Annotated in this window: 15 protein-coding genes; 9 read left to right on the top strand and 6 right to left on the bottom strand. The window is 69.6% G+C overall.

Annotated elements, in window-relative coordinates:
* Positions 1–5 precede the first annotated feature (5 nt).
* Positions 6–539 carry a hypothetical protein gene (locus ACAG25_RS01185; protein WP_370486456.1) on the top strand — a complete coding sequence of 178 codons (534 nt, stop codon included), beginning with the start codon at positions 6–8 and terminating at the stop codon, positions 537–539.
* Positions 540–548: 9 nt separating this feature from the next.
* On the opposite strand, the gene ACAG25_RS01180 is transcribed toward ACAG25_RS01185, so the two are convergent.
* The 3 genes from ACAG25_RS01180 to ACAG25_RS01170 all read right to left on the bottom strand — a co-directional run bounded on the left by ACAG25_RS01180 (position 549) and on the right by ACAG25_RS01170 (position 3,467).
* Entirely contained in the window at positions 549–1,634 is a 1,086-nt protein-coding gene (locus tag ACAG25_RS01180) for an SAM-dependent methyltransferase (protein WP_370486455.1), read from the bottom strand.
* Between the two features lie 86 nt (positions 1,635–1,720).
* Positions 1,721–2,350: an MBL fold metallo-hydrolase gene (locus ACAG25_RS01175; RefSeq protein ID WP_370486454.1), complete on the bottom strand. Its 630-nt coding sequence runs from the start codon at positions 2,348–2,350 to the stop codon at positions 1,721–1,723.
* A gap of 31 nt (positions 2,351–2,381) precedes the next feature.
* Positions 2,382–3,467: an S-(hydroxymethyl)mycothiol dehydrogenase gene (locus tag ACAG25_RS01170; RefSeq protein ID WP_370486453.1), complete on the bottom strand. Its 1,086-nt coding sequence runs from the start codon at positions 3,465–3,467 to the stop codon at positions 2,382–2,384.
* 29 nt (positions 3,468–3,496) lie between these two features.
* On the opposite strand from ACAG25_RS01170, the gene ACAG25_RS01165 reads away from it, so the two are divergent.
* The 6 genes from ACAG25_RS01165 to ACAG25_RS01140 all read left to right on the top strand — a co-directional run bounded on the left by ACAG25_RS01165 (position 3,497) and on the right by ACAG25_RS01140 (position 9,453).
* Positions 3,497–4,273, top strand: coding sequence for a dioxygenase (locus ACAG25_RS01165; protein WP_370486452.1), 777 nt, complete (start codon positions 3,497–3,499; stop codon positions 4,271–4,273).
* A 29-nt stretch (positions 4,274–4,302) separates the two neighbouring features.
* Positions 4,303–5,910, top strand: coding sequence for a LuxR C-terminal-related transcriptional regulator (locus tag ACAG25_RS01160; protein ID WP_370486451.1), 1,608 nt, complete (start codon positions 4,303–4,305; stop codon positions 5,908–5,910).
* An 87-nt stretch (positions 5,911–5,997) separates the two neighbouring features.
* Positions 5,998–7,074, top strand: coding sequence for a class I SAM-dependent methyltransferase (locus ACAG25_RS01155; RefSeq protein ID WP_370486450.1), 1,077 nt, complete (start codon positions 5,998–6,000; stop codon positions 7,072–7,074).
* On the top strand, positions 7,071–7,976 hold the full coding sequence (locus ACAG25_RS01150) for a homocysteine S-methyltransferase family protein (RefSeq protein WP_370486449.1): 906 nt from the start codon (positions 7,071–7,073) through the stop codon (positions 7,974–7,976). The genes ACAG25_RS01155 and ACAG25_RS01150 overlap by 4 nt, the downstream gene beginning before the upstream one ends.
* Positions 7,977–7,987: 11 nt before the next feature.
* Positions 7,988–8,812, top strand: coding sequence for a serine hydrolase domain-containing protein (locus tag ACAG25_RS01145; protein WP_370486448.1), 825 nt, complete (start codon positions 7,988–7,990; stop codon positions 8,810–8,812).
* A 128-nt stretch (positions 8,813–8,940) separates the two neighbouring features.
* Positions 8,941–9,453, top strand: a complete 513-nt coding sequence (locus ACAG25_RS01140) for a DUF3145 domain-containing protein (RefSeq protein WP_370486447.1) — start codon at positions 8,941–8,943, stop codon at positions 9,451–9,453.
* Here ACAG25_RS01140 and ACAG25_RS01135 read toward each other — a convergent pair.
* Positions 9,450–10,349 (bottom strand): diacylglycerol kinase, encoded by a 900-nt coding sequence (locus ACAG25_RS01135; protein ID WP_370486446.1) that lies wholly within the window; start codon positions 10,347–10,349, stop codon positions 9,450–9,452. The two genes, ACAG25_RS01140 and ACAG25_RS01135, sit on opposite strands and share 4 nt — an antisense overlap.
* The gene (locus ACAG25_RS01130; RefSeq protein ID WP_370486829.1) at positions 10,346–11,926 is read right to left on the bottom strand and encodes an FAD-binding oxidoreductase; all 1,581 of its coding nucleotides are present in this window, start codon (positions 11,924–11,926) and stop codon (positions 10,346–10,348) included. The genes ACAG25_RS01135 and ACAG25_RS01130 overlap by 4 nt, the downstream gene beginning before the upstream one ends.
* A 44-nt stretch (positions 11,927–11,970) precedes the next feature.
* Here ACAG25_RS01130 and ACAG25_RS01125 point away from each other — a divergent pair, with 44 nt between their 5' ends.
* Together ACAG25_RS01125 and ACAG25_RS01120 are read left to right on the top strand one after the other, a co-directional pair.
* Entirely contained in the window at positions 11,971–12,549 is a 579-nt protein-coding gene (locus tag ACAG25_RS01125; protein ID WP_370486445.1) for a TetR/AcrR family transcriptional regulator, read from the top strand.
* Complete coding sequence (locus ACAG25_RS01120; protein ID WP_370486443.1) at positions 12,546–14,078, top strand: glycerol-3-phosphate dehydrogenase/oxidase; 1,533 nt, start codon at positions 12,546–12,548, stop codon at positions 14,076–14,078. Before ACAG25_RS01125 ends, ACAG25_RS01120 begins: the two co-directional genes overlap by 4 nt.
* A 4-nt stretch (positions 14,079–14,082) precedes the next feature.
* Here ACAG25_RS01120 and ACAG25_RS01115 read toward each other — a convergent pair whose 3' ends face one another.
* Positions 14,083–15,519 (bottom strand): acyl-CoA carboxylase subunit beta, encoded by a 1,437-nt coding sequence (locus tag ACAG25_RS01115; protein ID WP_370486442.1) that lies wholly within the window; start codon positions 15,517–15,519, stop codon positions 14,083–14,085.
* Between the last annotated feature and the right edge of the window lie 9 nt (positions 15,520–15,528).

The following is a 15,528-nucleotide window of genomic DNA, read 5'->3' as shown; positions in this document are numbered from 1 at the left end:
CAACAGTGAGAATCCTGCGGGGTTTGGCGACCATGTCGGCCGTACTGACCGTCATCGCCGGTTTCGCCGTCGGATCCGCCGTGCCTGCCCAGGCCGCCGACGTGATGGAAGGTGTCTACACCTACACCCCCGAAGACGGCGAGCCCGGAACCTGGACGATCTACCCGACGTGTGTGCCCGTGGTCGGGGATCTGCGTGAACCGCTGCACCTTCCGGTCGGCTGCACCCTGCACGTCGCCGGCGCCGAGGGGGCGCCCGGCGGGGACGCCAGACTGGTGGGCGGGCTGTGGAGCTTCACCACCCCGAACGGCAAGGGCATGAAATGCCCCGACGGTCAGTGGGCCCCGACCGTCGACACCTTGGCGTTCGACAACGTCACCATGTCCGGAACCCGCAGCATCTCCCACAACGGCAACTGCGGGCTGCAGCCGGGAATCATCAAGTCGCCGTTCACCCTTGCCTATCGCGGACCGCTGGCCCTGCCGGTGGACCGCTACCCGCTGATCTGCGAACCCGGCGGTCTGCGGCGCTGCTTCTGACGGCCGGGCTCAGGGCTTCGGACGTTTCGTCAACACCACGTGGGCCTGCGGGATCTGCGTCTGTTCCGGCGCGGCCGCCAGCCGGTCGGCCACCGCCTTCTCCAGCCGATCGAACAACTCCGTGGCGCGCGGGTCGCCGGTGCCGCCGTCCAACGCGTGCAGCAGCGCGGGGAACGCCGACGCGCGCGCGAAGCCGGCCCACCGCGCCCCGAACGCCTGCGGATCCTTTTCGGCCTGGTAGCGCTGCCAGAACCGGTCCTCGGCGTCGAACACCTCGAGGTGCTCGATCTGCAGACCCTCGAACCGGCCCGACGGCGCGAACGGTGCCATGAAGTCCGACGCGCGGCGCGCGAAGGTCGGGATGCACATGTGCGCCACTTCGTGGGACTGCAGGAACCCGGTACCGGCCAACTCGTTGAGGGCGTCCACCAGCGCCGACATCAGGGGACGGAACCCGAACTCGCCGTCCTCGCCGATCGCCATCGTCACGACGACCAGCCGGGCCCCGGGCGAGAGTTCGCGTCCGCGGAAGGCGATGAACTCGTGCCAGTCGCGGGCGGCCTGCCTGGCGAATGCCGCGCGCACCCCGTCGTCGTCGCAGTAGGCGACCTGAACGTGGCCCTCGATCACCGCGGGCGTCTGGCTCAACCACTGGATCGCCCACGAACTCCATCCCAGGTGCACGCTGTTCGACGGCAGGATCTGCGAGTAGAACGAGCGGCCGACCGCCGAGGCGAACGTCAGCCGGTCCTTGTGCAGGTAGCTGTCGGGGTCTTCTTCCAGCGTGCGGAACAGCGCGGTGAAGTCGTTGTCCGGGCGGTCGGTGTGCGCCACGAGCACCGAGTGCTCCGGCCGGGTGCGTCCCCGGATGACCTTCAGGGCGGCCCCGATCGGCAGCAGCGAGTTGTGTCCGGTGGACGCGCCGTAGTCGGCGAGGACGATCGGCTGCGGCGGCTCGGGCAGCGGCACGTCCGCGGCGATCCGCTCGAACAGCGCGATCGCCCGCGACAGGCCCGCGGCCTGCAGCCGGGACGCGGCGGTGTAGGTGCCGCTGTCCATCGGCTCCGGCCGCACGACGATGCTGGATTCAGGCATCGCGAACCTCCGGGGGCGTCGGGACAATCCGTCGCCTACGACCGTAGCCCGCTTGCGGTCGGCGTGCCGTGAAAGCCGCCGCCCGCTCAGTGGCCCCTGGCTACCCAGTCGTCGTAGTTGACGATCTCGTCGCCGATGGTGGTGGAGTCGCCGTGGCCGGTGTAGACGACCGTCTCGCCCGGCAGCTTGCCCAGCCGCCCCGAGATGGACTCCAGGATGGTCGGGAAGTCGGAGAACGATCGGCCGGTCGCGCCCGGCCCGCCCTGGAACAGCGTGTCACCGCTGAACACCGCGTTCAGTTCGGGCGCGTGCCAGCAGACCGAACCCGGGGAGTGGCCCGGGGTGTGCAGCGCCCGCAACTCGGTGCCGGCCACCCGAATGGTGTCGCCGTCGGCGACGGATCGGAAATCCTTGTCGGGGTGCGTCATTCGCCACAGCACGTCGTCGGCGGGGTGCAGGAACACCGGGGCGTCCAGCGCGGCGCCCAGCTCGGGTGCGACGGTGACGTGGTCGTTGTGGCCGTGGGTGCACACGACGGCGACCACGTGGCGCCCACCGACGGCCTCGATGATCGGTTCGGCGGTGTGCGCCGCGTCGAACACGACGACCTCCTTGTCGTCGCCGACCAACCAGATGTTGTTGTCGACGTCCCAGCTGCCGCCGTCGAGCTCGAACGTGCCGCTGGTGACCAGCCGATGGATCGGTCCACCGTTCATCGGTCTCCTCCGTTCTGCAGCAATGCTGCGCTCACAAGACCACCACAGACCGCAGCACCTCACCGGCGTGCATCTTGTGGAAGGCTTCTTCGATCTGGTCCAGGCCGATGCGCTCGGAGACGAATTTCTCCAGCGGGAACCGGCCCTGCAGGTACAGGTCGATCAGGGTGGGGAAGTCGCGCTCGGGCAGGCAGTCGCCGTACCAGGAGGACTTCAACGCGCCGCCGCGGGAGAAGAAGTCGACCAGCGGCATCTCCAACGTCATGTCCGGGGTCGGCACGCCCACCAGCACCACGGTGCCGGCCAGATCACGGGCGTAGAACGCCTGCTTCCAGGTCTCCGGCCGGCCCACCGCGTCGATCACGACGTCCGCGCCGTTGCCGTCGGTGAGGTCCTGGATGGCCTCGACCGGGTCCTGTTCTTTTGCGTTGATCGTGTGGGTGGCCCCGAACTCGCGCGCCCAGTCCAGTTTCCGGGCGTCGGTGTCCACCGCGATGATCCGTTTGGCGCCGACGAGGGCGGCCGCCGCGATGGCCGCGTCGCCCACGCCGCCGCAGCCGATCACGGCCACGGTGTCGTCCCGGTTGACCGCGCCCGTGTTGATCGCCGCTCCCACACCGGCCATGACGCCGCAGCCGAGCAGCCCGGCAGCGGCCGGATCGGCGGCCGGGTCGACCTTGGTGCACTGACCTTCGTGGACGAGGGTCTTGTCGGCGAACGCGCCGATCCCCAACGCCGGTGTCAGCGGCGTGCCGTCGGTCAGCGTCATGGGCTGGGCCGCGTTGTGGGTGTCGAAACACAGGTGCGGCCGGCCGCGTTTGCACGCCCGGCACTGCCCGCACACCGCGCGCCAGTTCAAGACCACGAAATCACCGGGCACGACGTTGGTGACGCCGGCGCCGACCGACTCGACGACACCGGCGGCCTCGTGGCCCAGCAGGAACGGGAACTCGTCGTTGATCCCACCCTCCCGGTAGTGCAGGTCGGTGTGGCACACCCCGCACGCCTGGATGTCGACCACGACCTCGCCGGGCCCCGGGTCGGGGATGACGATGTCGACTACCTCGACCGGTTGAGCTTTCGAACGTGAGATCACTCCGCGCACAGTCTGAGTCATGACTACAACCTATCGGGCACACTGGGAATATGCCCGCGAGGATGCCGGTGCTGTACCTGTCCCACGGCGCGCCGCCGCTGGTCGACGACGCGCTGTGGGTGTCACAGCTGCGCGCCTGGTCGCAACAACTTCCCCGACCGTCGGCCGTCCTGATGGTGTCGGCGCACTGGGAGGCCGCGCCGGTCACCATCGGCTCGACCGACCCCGCCAGGCCGCTGACCTACGACTTCTGGGGCTTCCCCGAGCATTACTACGACGTCACCTATCCCGCGCCGGGCGCCGTCGACGTCGCCACCGAGGTGGCGGGCCTGCTCGGCGGTGACGACGCGGTGCGCCACGATCCGGATCGCCGCCTCGACCACGGCGCCTACGTGCCACTGACGGTCATGTATCCGCAGGCCGACGTGCCGGTGCTGCAGATCTCGCTGCCCACCCTGGAACCCGAGGAGTTGTTGACGCTGGGGCGGCGCCTGCGTCCGCTGCGGGACCGCGGCGTGCTGATCATCGGGTCGGGCTTCACGACCCACGGTCTACCGTTCCTGACCGACTGGACCCCCGCCGCGACGCCGCCGGGCTGGTCGGTCGAGTTCGATGCGTGGACGCAGGAGCGGTTGGCCGACGGTGATGTCGATGCGCTGGTCGATTTTCGTCACGCCGCACCCGGGATGCCCTACGCGCATCCGACCATCGAGCACTTCTCCCCACTGTTCGTCGCGCTCGGTGCCGCCGACGACCCCGGCGGCGCCGAGCAGGTCATCGACGGCTACTGGATGGGATTGGCAAAACGCTCGATCCAACTGTTCTGAGCTGCCTGTGAGCGTGATACTGGGAGCCGATGCTGGCCCCGACCCAGACCGATCTGCTGACCACGGCGCGCGCCGCGCACCGGCGGCGGGACTGGCGCGCCAGCTTCGAGGCCTATGAGCTCGCCGGCCGCCAGGCCCCGCTGGCGACCGACGACCTGGATGCGTACGCCTTCGCGGCCTGGAGGTTGGGGCACATCAGGGAGTCCAGCCGCGCCGCCGAACGCGTCTACTCCGACCTGACCCGCAGCGACTCCGCCGCCGCGGCGATGAAGGCCAACGACCTGGCGCTGGCGTGGCTGGTGCGCGGCGACGTCAACGTCGCGCAGGGCTGGATGAACCGTGCCCGCCGGTTGCTGACCGGAACCGAGGACAGCGCCGCCCACGGCTACCTCGCCTACCTCGACGCGGCGGTGGCGGCGGTGACCCAGGACTTCGATGCGCTGCGCCGCCACGTCCTGCGGCTGCGCCAGTTGGCCGACACCGTCGACAACCCGGCGGTCACTGCGTTGGGACTGATCGCCGCCGGCATCGACGCCATCCTGCATGCCCGCACCGCCGAGGGCTACGCGCTCATCGACGAGGCGATGCTGCCGTTGATGGCCGACCAGGTACCCATCGAGTGGGCCGGAGATCTGTACTGCCTGGTGCTGCACCACTGCCACAAGCTGGCCGACCTGCCCCGGCTGCGGTCCTGGACGCAGTCGATGGAGCAGTGGTGCGGGCTGTCGGGGTCGGTGCCCTACGGCGGTGTCTGCGACGTCCACCGCCTCCAGGTGCAGGCCGGAACCGATGACTACCGGACCCTGGAAAATCGTCTCGCGTCGGCCAGTAACGCGCTGCGGGACGTCAACGGCTGGGCGGCGGCAGAGGGTTACTACCAGCTCGGCGAGGTGCGCCGCCTGCTGGGCGACTTCGACGGTGCGGCAGACGCTTTCGGTCAAGCGCGCGCACTGGGCATGGATCCGCAGCCCGGTGAGGCGCTGCTGGCGTGCCGCCGTGGTGACGCCACCGCCGCGTGGACGACCATCCGGCTGGCGCTGGCCAACGGCGACCGCCTGGCCCGGGTGGATCTGTTGCGGGCAGCCGTGCAGATCGCGCTCACCCGTAACTCGCTGGCCGAAGCCGAAAGCTATTGCGCAGAGCTGGAATCCGATGCCGAGGCATTCGGCACACCGGGCTTTCTGGCGTGGGCCGCGCACGCCCGCGGCGCATTGCTGGTCCGCAGCGGTGACTTCGAACAGGCGCTGACGCTGTTGGGGAGGGCGTTGCGCGAATACCGGGTGCAGCAGTGCCGTTACGACACCGCCGAGGTCTACGAGTGGATGGTGCTGGCGCGTCGCGGCCTCGGTCAGGACGACGTCGCCGCGGCAGACGCTGCGACCGCGGATGCGATCTACGCCCAGCTGGGGGTGCAACCGGCCGGTATCTGCGGGTCGGCGCCGCCGGGCCGGCTCACCCGGCGCGAATGCGAGGTGCTGGCGTGCATCGCGCGCGGTGCCACCAATCGTCAAGCCGCCCAACAGCTCTACCTGAGCGAAAAGACCATCGGACGTCATCTGGCCAACATCTACGCCAAGATCGGGGTATCGTCGCGGACCGCGGCCGCGTCCTGGGCGCGCGACCACAACGTCGTCTGAGCCTGCATCATTCACCCCATCCGCGCCCGACGACCTGCATGGTGCGACCGATGCCCGGAGACCGCGGGGCGGCATAGCGTCTCGACCGTGACGACTCTGCATGAACTCGAGAGCACCGAGGATTTCGCCCAGCGGATCGTGGGCACCATCGATGCCGCCAGCGTGACCCTCCTGCTGTCCATCGGACACCAGACCGGGCTGTTCGACACCCTCGCCCAATTACCCCCGGCCGGCAGCGCACAGATCGCCGATGCCGCCGGACTCGACGAGCGCTACGTGCGCGAGTGGCTGGGCGGGGTGGTCAGCGCCGCCATCGTCGACTACGACCCAGCCGCGCAGACCTACTCCCTGGCCCCGCACCGCGCCGCGGTGCTGACCCGCGACGCCGGACCCGACAACCTCTCCCGCGTCGCGCAGTTCATCCCGCTGCTGGGCGAGGTCGAGCAGAAGGTGATCGCGTGCTTCCGGCACGGCGGGGGACTGTCCTACGCCGAGTACCCACGCTTTCACACGTTGATGGCCGAGGAGAGCGGACAGGTCTTCGACGCCGCCCTGGTGGATGTCATCCTGCCCATGGTCGACGGGCTGCCGTCACGGTTGACCGCCGGCATCGATGTCGCCGACTTCGGTTGCGGCAGCGGACATGCCGTCAACGTGATGGCCCAGGCCTACCCCGCCGGCCGCTTCGTCGGTGTCGACTTCTCCGACGAAGGGCTGGCCACCGGTGCGGCCGAGGCCCGCAGACTGGGGTTGACCAACGTCACCTTCGAGCAGGCCGACGTGGCCACCTATACCCGGACCGACGCATTCGACCTCATCACCGCGTTCGACGCGATCCACGACCAGGCCCACCCGGCGCAGGTCCTGGCCAACATCCACCGGGCGCTGCGCCCGGGCGGGGTGTTCCTGATGGTCGACATCAAAGCGTCGACTCAGCTGGAGAACAACATCGGCGTGCCGTTCGCGCCCTACCTGTACACCGTGTCCACGATGCACTGCATGAGCGTGTCCCTCGGTCTCGGCGGCGACGGTCTGGGTACCTGTTGGGGCCGCGAACTGGCGACGTCGATGCTCGCCGACGCGGGGTTCGACGAGGTGGTGGTGCGGGAGATCGACAGCGATCCGCTGAACTTCTACTACATCGGCCGGAAGCGAGACCGATGATGTTCGTGACCGACGGCGGTCTGGAGACCGAACTGGTCTTCCACGACGGTCGGGACCTTCCGGCGTTCGCGGCGTTCCCGTTGCTCGAGGACGCCGAGGGGTGCGCACGGCTGCGCCATTACTACGACGGATACGTCGACATCGCGCGTCGGCACCAGGCGGGATTCGTGATCGAGACCCCGACCTGGCGCGCCAATCCCGACTGGGCGGACAAGCTCGGGTACACCGCGCAGCGTCTCGACGAGATCAACCGCGCCGCAGTGGACTTCGCTGAGTCCGTGCGTACGGCGGCGGCGAGCGCCGGGGTGCCGTCGGTGATCAGCGGGTGTGTCGGCCCGCGCGGCGACGGCTATGACCCCGGCGCGGTGATGAGTGCCGACGAGGCCGAGGACTACCACGCCGTGCAGATCGGGACGTTCGCGCAGACATCCGCGGACCGGGTCACGGCGATCACCATGACCAACGTGACCGAGGCGATCGGGGTGGTGCGCGCGGCGACCGCAGCCGGTATCGCGTCGGCGATCTCGTTCACCGTCGAGACCGACGGCCGGTTGCCGACCGGCCAACCGCTGCACGACGCGATCCTCCAGACCGACGCCGAGACCGACGGGGCGGCAGCCTTCTTCCTGGTGAACTGCGCGCACCCCACCCACTTCGGTTCGGCGTTGCGGCACGACGGGCCGTGGTTGCACCGGCTGGGCGGGTTGCGCGCCAACGCCTCGGCGCGCAGCCACGCCGAACTCGACGTCGCGACCGAACTCGACGAGGGCGATCCCGACGAGTTCGCCGCCGGGCACGTGGCGCTGCGCGACCGGCTGCCGGCGGTCACGCTGCTCGGCGGGTGCTGCGGCACCGACGCCCGCCATGTCGCCGCGCTGTGCGCGGCGTGGGAGGCGCACTAGGCTCGGGCGCGATGAGCGCTCTCGATGTGCTGGACGATTGGCCGGTCCCCACCGTTGCCGCGGCCGTGGTCGGACCCGACGGCGTCATCGCCGGCCACGGCGACACCTCGCATGCGTTCGCGCTCGCGTCGGTGACCAAGCTGTTGGTCGCTCGTGCGGCGCAGGTTGCCGTGGAGGAGGGCGCGGTCGACCTCGACACCGAGGCGGGTCCGCCCGGGTCGACCGTGCGGCATCTGCTCGCGCACGCCGCGGGGTATGACATGACCTCGTCGAAGGTCATCGGCGCGCCGGGGGCCCGCCGGATCTACTCCAACTACGGCTTCACCGTGCTGGCCGAGACCATCGAACGCGCTACGGAGATCGCGTTCACCGATTACCTGCGCGAGGCGGTGTTCGTGCCCCTGGGCATGTCGGGGACGTCGTTCGAGGGCGGTACGGACGCGGCCGGTTACGGGGCCACGTCCACGGTCGAGGACCTGGCGGTCTTCGCCGGGGAGCTGCTGGATCCGGCGCTCGTGTCGGCGCCGATGCACGAAGAGGCGACCGGTGTCGTCTTCGAGGGACTCGACGGCGTCCTGCCCGGGTTCGGTGTGCAGCGGCCCAACGACTGGGGCCTGGGCTTCGAGATCCGGGGGCAGAAATCGCCGCACTGGACCGGCACGTCGAACTCGCCCCGGACCTTTGGTCATTTCGGCCAGTCCGGGACCTTCTTCTGGGTCGATCCGGATGCTGCGTTGGCGCTGGTGGTGCTCACCGACCGCAAGTTCGGTGACTGGGCTCACAGCGTGATGCCCGAGTTGTCTGACAGAACTCTGAGAGAGTGGGGACCGGACTAGCGCAACGTCTGTCTCACGAGGCACAATAGACCCGCAAGCCACAACTTCATCTGCATTCACTCTCGTTGCTGCGGCACACCACCAGGTCGTTGGGGAAGACGTCCCTCGTGGAGCCGAAGGAGCAGCAGATGCGTGCAGCGAACCAATTCGCCGACGTCACGACGGGCGTGGTGTACATCCACGCTTCGCCTGCGGCGGTGTGCCCGCATGTCGAGTGGGCGTTGTCGTCGACCCTCAACGCGAGGGCGAATCTGAAGTGGACGCCGCAGCCGGCCATGCCCGGACAGCTGCGCGCGGTCACCAACTGGGTCGGCCCCGTCGGGACCGGTGCCCAGTTGGCCAATGCGCTGCGCTCGTGGTCGGTGCTGCGCTTCGAGGTCACCGAAGATCCCAGCCACGGCGTGGACGGGCACCGGTGGTGCCACACCCCGCAGCTCGGTCTGTGGAGTGGTGCGATGAGCGCCAACGGCGATGTGATGGTCGGCGAGATGCGGCTGCGCGCGCTGATGGCCGGCGGCGCTGACATGCTGGCCTCCGAGCTGGACTCGGTGCTCGGTACCGCGTGGGACGAGGCGCTCGAGGCCTACCGCGACGGCGGCGAGGGCGGCGAGGTCAGCTGGCTCAGCAGGGGCGTGGGTTAGGCCGGGCGCAGGACCTGCAACGCGCCCGGGACCGCGGTGATCCGCACCGGCAGCGGACACACGTATTCGCCGTCGGCGTAGGCGTTGATGCCGGGGGAGTCCACCGTGATGACGCGTGCACGCGCGGTGCTGACCTCGTCGAGATCGACGTGGGTGCCCTTGAAGACGGTCGGGAACAACCTCAACAGCTTGGTCCTGGACGCCGAGGCCACCATCGTCACATCGATCTGACCGTCGCGCGGATCGGCGTGCGGGCAGATCAACATGCCACCGCCGTAGCTGCGGGTGTTGCCGAAGGCCGCGAAGGTGAGCTCGGTGACGACCTCTTTCTCGTCGAACGTCAGCCGGAACGGCAGCAGCCGCAGCCGCGACAGTTCGGCCACCATCGCCACGTTGTAGCGCATCCGCCCGTGCGGCCAGCGCATCCGATTGGTGCGGTCGGTGACCAGCGAGTCGAACCCGGCCGCCATCACCGTGCCGAACCACCGGCGGGTGCCGTCCACGCCCTCGATGAGGCCCAGGTCCACGGCGTCGGCCACGCCGTCGACGACGATGTCGGCGGCGGCTTCCGGGTTGCCGGTCGGGATGCCGAACTCGCGGGCGTGGTCGTTACCCGTCCCGGCGGGCACGATGCCCAGCGGGATGTCGGTTCGGGCCAACACCTGCAGGGCCAGCGAGACGATGCCGTCACCGCCGACCACCACCAGCGCGTCCATTCCGCGTTCGAGCGCGCCCTCGACCAGGGCCCGGGCGTGCGCGGCGTCGCGTCCCGCGACCGCCACCACGTCGGTGCCGCGTTTGTGCAGTTGCGCGACGGCGCGTTCGGCGGCATGCGACGCGCTGCCGTGTCCTGAGGCCGGGTTGGTCAGGACGGTGACGCGCGTGCGGTCGGTCACGGAATCAGCTTGCCCGGGTTGAGAATTCCGGCGGGATCCAAGGTTGCTTTGACCGCCCGCAAGACGTCGACGCCGAGATCGCCGACCTCGTCACGCATCCAGGGACGGTGGTCGGCGCCGACGGCGTGGTGGTGGGTGATCGTCGCTCCGCTACGCACCATCGCCTCCGACGCCGCGATCTTGGCGGCGCGCCACTGGTCGATCGGGTTGCCGCGCTGTGCGGCGACCACGGTGAAGTACAGGGAGGCCCCGGTGGGATACACATGCGAAATGTGGCACAGCACCAGTGCCGGCGTGCCGGATTGCTCGAGAGAGCGGGTCAATGCCTCGGTCACCGCGGTCTTGACCGCGGACAGGTTCGACCACGTGGTCGCGGTCTCCAGCGTCTCGCACAGTGCGCCGGCGGCCAGCAGGGAGTCGCGCAGATAGGGGGCGTCGAAACGTCCGTGTTCCCAGTCGCGTGCCGGTTGTTCACCCAGTGAGGTACCGCCCATGGCCGCGAGCAGATCCCGCGTCTCGGCGTGACGGCTCGCGACGTGGGCCTCGGTGCCCTCGAACATCGTGATGGCCAGACAACCGCCGGTGATCTGGTTCTCGCCGATGTGTTCGGTGGTCGCCAGGTTGACGCCTGTCTCGGCTTCGTCGGACAACCGGATCACCGTCGGGCCGGTCCCGGTCTGCACGACGGCGCGCAGGGCGTCGGCGCCGGTTGCGAAGTCCGGGAACGACCACGCCTCGTAGCGGGTGGCCGCCGGGACCGGGTGGATGCGGACCCGGACCCGGGTGATGACACCGAGCGTTCCCTCCGAGCCGAGGAGCAGCTGTCGCAGGTCGGGTCCGGCGGCCGAGGCCGGAGCCCGCCCGAGATCGAGGACCCCGGCGGGGGTCACGGCCCGCAGTCCGCGGACCATGTCGTCGAAGCGGCCGTAGCCCGCCGACCCCTGCCCGGACGAGCGGGTGGCCGCGAACCCGCCGATCGTGGCGAAGCGGAAGCTCTGCGGGAAGTGGCCCAGCGAGAAGCCGCGTTCGCCCAGCAGCTGCTCGGCCTGCGGGCCGGTGACGCCTGCGCCCAGCTCGGCTTCCCAGGAGACGTCGTCGACGAAATGGAGCTGATCGAGGCGGCGGAGGTCGAGGCTGACCACGGCCTTGAAGTCGCCGCGTAGTGGGTCGAGACCGCCCACCACGCTGGTGCCGCCGCCGAACGGGACGATCGCGATGCTGTGGTCGGCGCAGAACGCCAGCACGTCGGCGACTTGCTGCTCGTTACCGGGCAGCAGGACCGCGTCGGGAGCGTCCTGCACCCCGAAGTCCTTACGACGGAGCAGGTCGAGCGTGGATTTGCCGCCGGCACGGAGCAGGCGGCCGCGGTCCTCGACGATCACGTGGTCGGCGCCGACGATGGCGGCGAGCCCGGCGCGGTCGCTGGGTGGCAGCGCGGACGGACGCAGCCGTACCTCGTCGATGTCCGGCGCCTCCACGTCGGTGGCGTCGATGCCCAACGCCTGGGAGAGCAGGCTGCGGATACCCGGCGAGAGCGGTTTGGCCAGCGCGGGATCGCCCCAGGCGTTCCACTGCATCGGCGGTTCGAGAGAACGGGCACTCATGCGTTACAGTCTTACACATGATGTCAATCCGTAACTCCGATTCGTCGGTCGAGGAACGGATCCTCGCCGCGGCGGCGGACTGCGTGTTGACCCATGGCGTGGAACGCGTCACCATGACCGAAATCGCGCGGCGCGCCCGCGTCAGCAGACCGACGATCTACCGCCGCTGGTCTGACGTCCGCTTCGTGCTGGCCGAACTGCTGACCACCCGGATCGCGGGAGTGCTCGACGAGGTCCCCGAGACGGGCGCCAGTCGCGAGGCGACGGTGGCGCGGGTGATCGCCGTCGCCCGCCACGTCCGCAGCGACGACGTGGTGATGGCGGTGATCCGCGACGCCCCGACGATCGCGATGACCTACATCGCCGACCGGCTGGGCACCAGTCAGCAGATCCTCATCGACGCCCTGGCCGGCGCGATCGAAGCCGGACAGCGCGACGGCAGCGTCCGTTGCGGGGACCCGCAAGGCATGGCGGCCATGTGCCTGCTGATCACCCAGTCGACGATCCAATCGGCACAGATGGTCGATCATCTGCTGGACGCAGACGCGCTCGACGCCGAACTGCAACGAGCCCTGAGCGGATACCTCAAACCATGACCACAGCCCTCAACGCCGCCCGGCGGACCACCGAACTCCAGCGCCTCGGCGACCGGTCGACCGTCGACGTCGTCGTCATCGGCGGCGGGATCACCGGAACCGGCATCGCGTTGGACGCCGCCACCCGGGGACTGTCGGTGGCGCTGATCGAGAAGCACGACCTGGCGTTCGGCACCAGCAGGTGGAGCTCCAAGCTCGTGCACGGCGGTCTGCGCTACCTGGCCACCGGCAACGTCGGCATCGCGCGCCGCAGTGCGGTCGAGCGCGGAATCCTGATGACCCGCAACGCCCCCCACCTGGTCAAGGCCATGCCGCAGCTGGTGCCGCTGTTGCCGCAGATGAACACCGCGTCGCGGGCGTTGGTGCGGTTCGGGTTCGCCGCCGGCGACGGGTTGCGCAAGCTCGCCGGGACACCGGCGGCCACGCTGCCGCGGTCGCGGCGCGTCGACGCCGGGCGCGCGGTGGACCTGGTGCCCACGGTGCGCCGCGACGGACTCGACGGCGGATTCCTGGCCTACGACGGGCAACTCGTCGACGACGCCCGCCTGGTCACCGCGGTGGCGCGCACCGCCGCCCAGCACGGCGCGATGATCCTGACCCGTGTCGCGGCCGTCGCCGCCACCGGTACCTCGGTCACCGTCTGCGATCAGCTCTCCGGTGAGACGCTCGAGATCGCCGCGCGCAGCGTCATCAACGCCACGGGCGTGTGGGCCGGCCAGGTGGACCCGTCGATCAAACTGCGCCCCAGCCGGGGCACGCACCTGGTCTTCGATGCGGCAGCGTTCGGCAATCCCACTGCGGCACTGACGGTTCCGATCCCGGGGGAGATCAACCGATTCGTCTTCGCGATGCCCGAGCAACTCGGCCGCGTCTACCTCGGGCTGACCGACGAGGATGCGCCGGGGCCGGTGCCCGACGTGCCCGAACCCACCTCGGAGGAGATCGCGTTCCTGCTCGACACCGTCAACACCGCGCTGCAGACGGAGCTCAGCACGGCCGACGTCCGCGGCGCCTACGCGGGGCTGCGTCCCCTGATCGACACCGGCGCCGGGCGCACCGCCGACATCTCACGCGAGCATGCGGTCACGGAGTCATCGTCCGGTGTGCTCACGATCATCGGAGGGAAACTCACCGAATACCGGCACATGGCCGAGGACGTCCTCGATCGTGCCGTGACCCTGCGCGGGCTGCGCGCCGGACCGTGCCGCACCCGCAACGTCCCGCTGGTCGGGGCGCCATCCAATCCCGTTGCCACACTGCGTACTCCGGTGGAGCTACCCGGATCGCTGCTGGCCCGATACGGCGCCGAATCGGCGAACGTGATCGCCCAGGCCAGTGGCGACCGGCCCACCGAGCGGGTCGCCGACGGCATCGACGTCACCCGCGCGGAATTCGAGTATGCGGTCACCCACGAGGGCGCGCTGACCGTCGACGACATTCTCGACCGTCGCACCCGGATCGGTCTGGTGGCCCAGGACCGCGAACGCGCACAGGCAGCCGCCGAGGAGATCCTCGCCGAAGCGAGTTGAGGATCTACAGCGGGATGTTCTTGTGCCGGCCGCGGCGCAGCGGGGCCTCGGCCAGCGCCTGGGTCAGCCGCGACCGGGTGTGCGCGGGGTCGATCTTCTCGTCGACCACACCGATCTCGATCGCCGAATCCACACCGCCGGCGATCCTCTCGTGCTCGACGGCCAGCGACTCGTGCAGCGCCTCGCGCTCGGCGGGGTCCTCGACGGCGGCGAGCTTCTTCTTGTGCAGGATGCCGACCGCGGCTTTGGCGCCCATCACGGCGACCTCGGCGTCCGGCCACGCGAAGACCTTGGTGGCGTTCAGCGAACGCGAGTTCATCGCGATGTAGGCGCCACCGTAGATCTTGCGGGTCACCAGCGTCACGCGCGGCACCGAGGACTCACCGAACGCGTGCAGCAGCTTCGCGCCGCGGCGCACCACGCCACCCCACTCCTGGTCGACACCCGGCAGGTAACCGGGCACGTCGACGACGACCACCAAGGGGATTCCGAACGCGTCGCACAGCCGCACGAAACGTGCGGACTTCTCCGCACTTTCGGAGTTCAGGCAGCCGCCGAGACGCAACGGGTTGTTGGCGATCACGCCGACGGTGCGACCGGCCAACCGGCCCAGACCGACCACGATCGACGGAGCCCACTTCGACTGGAACTCGTCGAACGGCACACCCTCGTCGAGCAGCGCGTCGATCAGCGGATGCACGTCGTAGGCGCGCCGCGCCGACTCGGGCAGCAGCGCCTTGAGGTCGGTGTCCCCGGCTTCGGCCTTGCTGCGGTCGAAATGACCCTGCTGGCAGAACAATCCGACCAGGCGACGGCCGCGCTCGTAGGCGTCGAGCTCGTCGTCGGCGACGATGTGGCACACACCGGACTTCTTGTGGTGGGCCTCCGGACCGCCGAGGGAGACCATGTCGACGTCCTCGCCGGTCACGCTGCGCACCACGTCGGGCCCGGTGACGAACACCTTGCTGTCGGGCGCCATCACGATGACGTCGGTCAGGGCCGGCCCGTAGGCCGCGCCGCCCGCCGCGAATCCCACGACCACCGAGATCTGCGGGATGTAACCCGACGCACGGATCATGGCCTCGAACACCTGGCCCACCGCGTGCAGCGCGCGCACACCCTCGGCCAGGCGGGCGCCACCGGAATGCCAGATGCCCACGATCGGGCTCTGCTCCTCGATGGCCACGTCGTAGGCATCGACGATGTGCTTGCAACCGTCGACACCCATGGCGCCGCCCATGACGGTCCCGTCGGTGCAGAACGCGATGGTGCGCACACCGTTGACGGTGCCCGCAGCGGCCAGCACGCCCGACTTGTCGCGCTCGTGAAGCAGCTCGACACTGTCGTCGTCGAAGAACGTCGCCAGACGCAGCAGCGGGTCACGCGGGTCGACCGATTCGCTGACTGCTTCGGGCCCCAGCCGGTTTTCGATTGTCGTCATGAATTCTCC

This window comes from Mycobacterium sp. pV006 (genome assembly GCF_041287115.1).
Taxonomy (GTDB): domain Bacteria; phylum Actinomycetota; class Actinomycetes; order Mycobacteriales; family Mycobacteriaceae; genus Mycobacterium.
The sequence above is the reverse complement of the archived record's forward strand: the minus strand, read 5'-3'. Positions and strand labels throughout refer to the sequence as shown.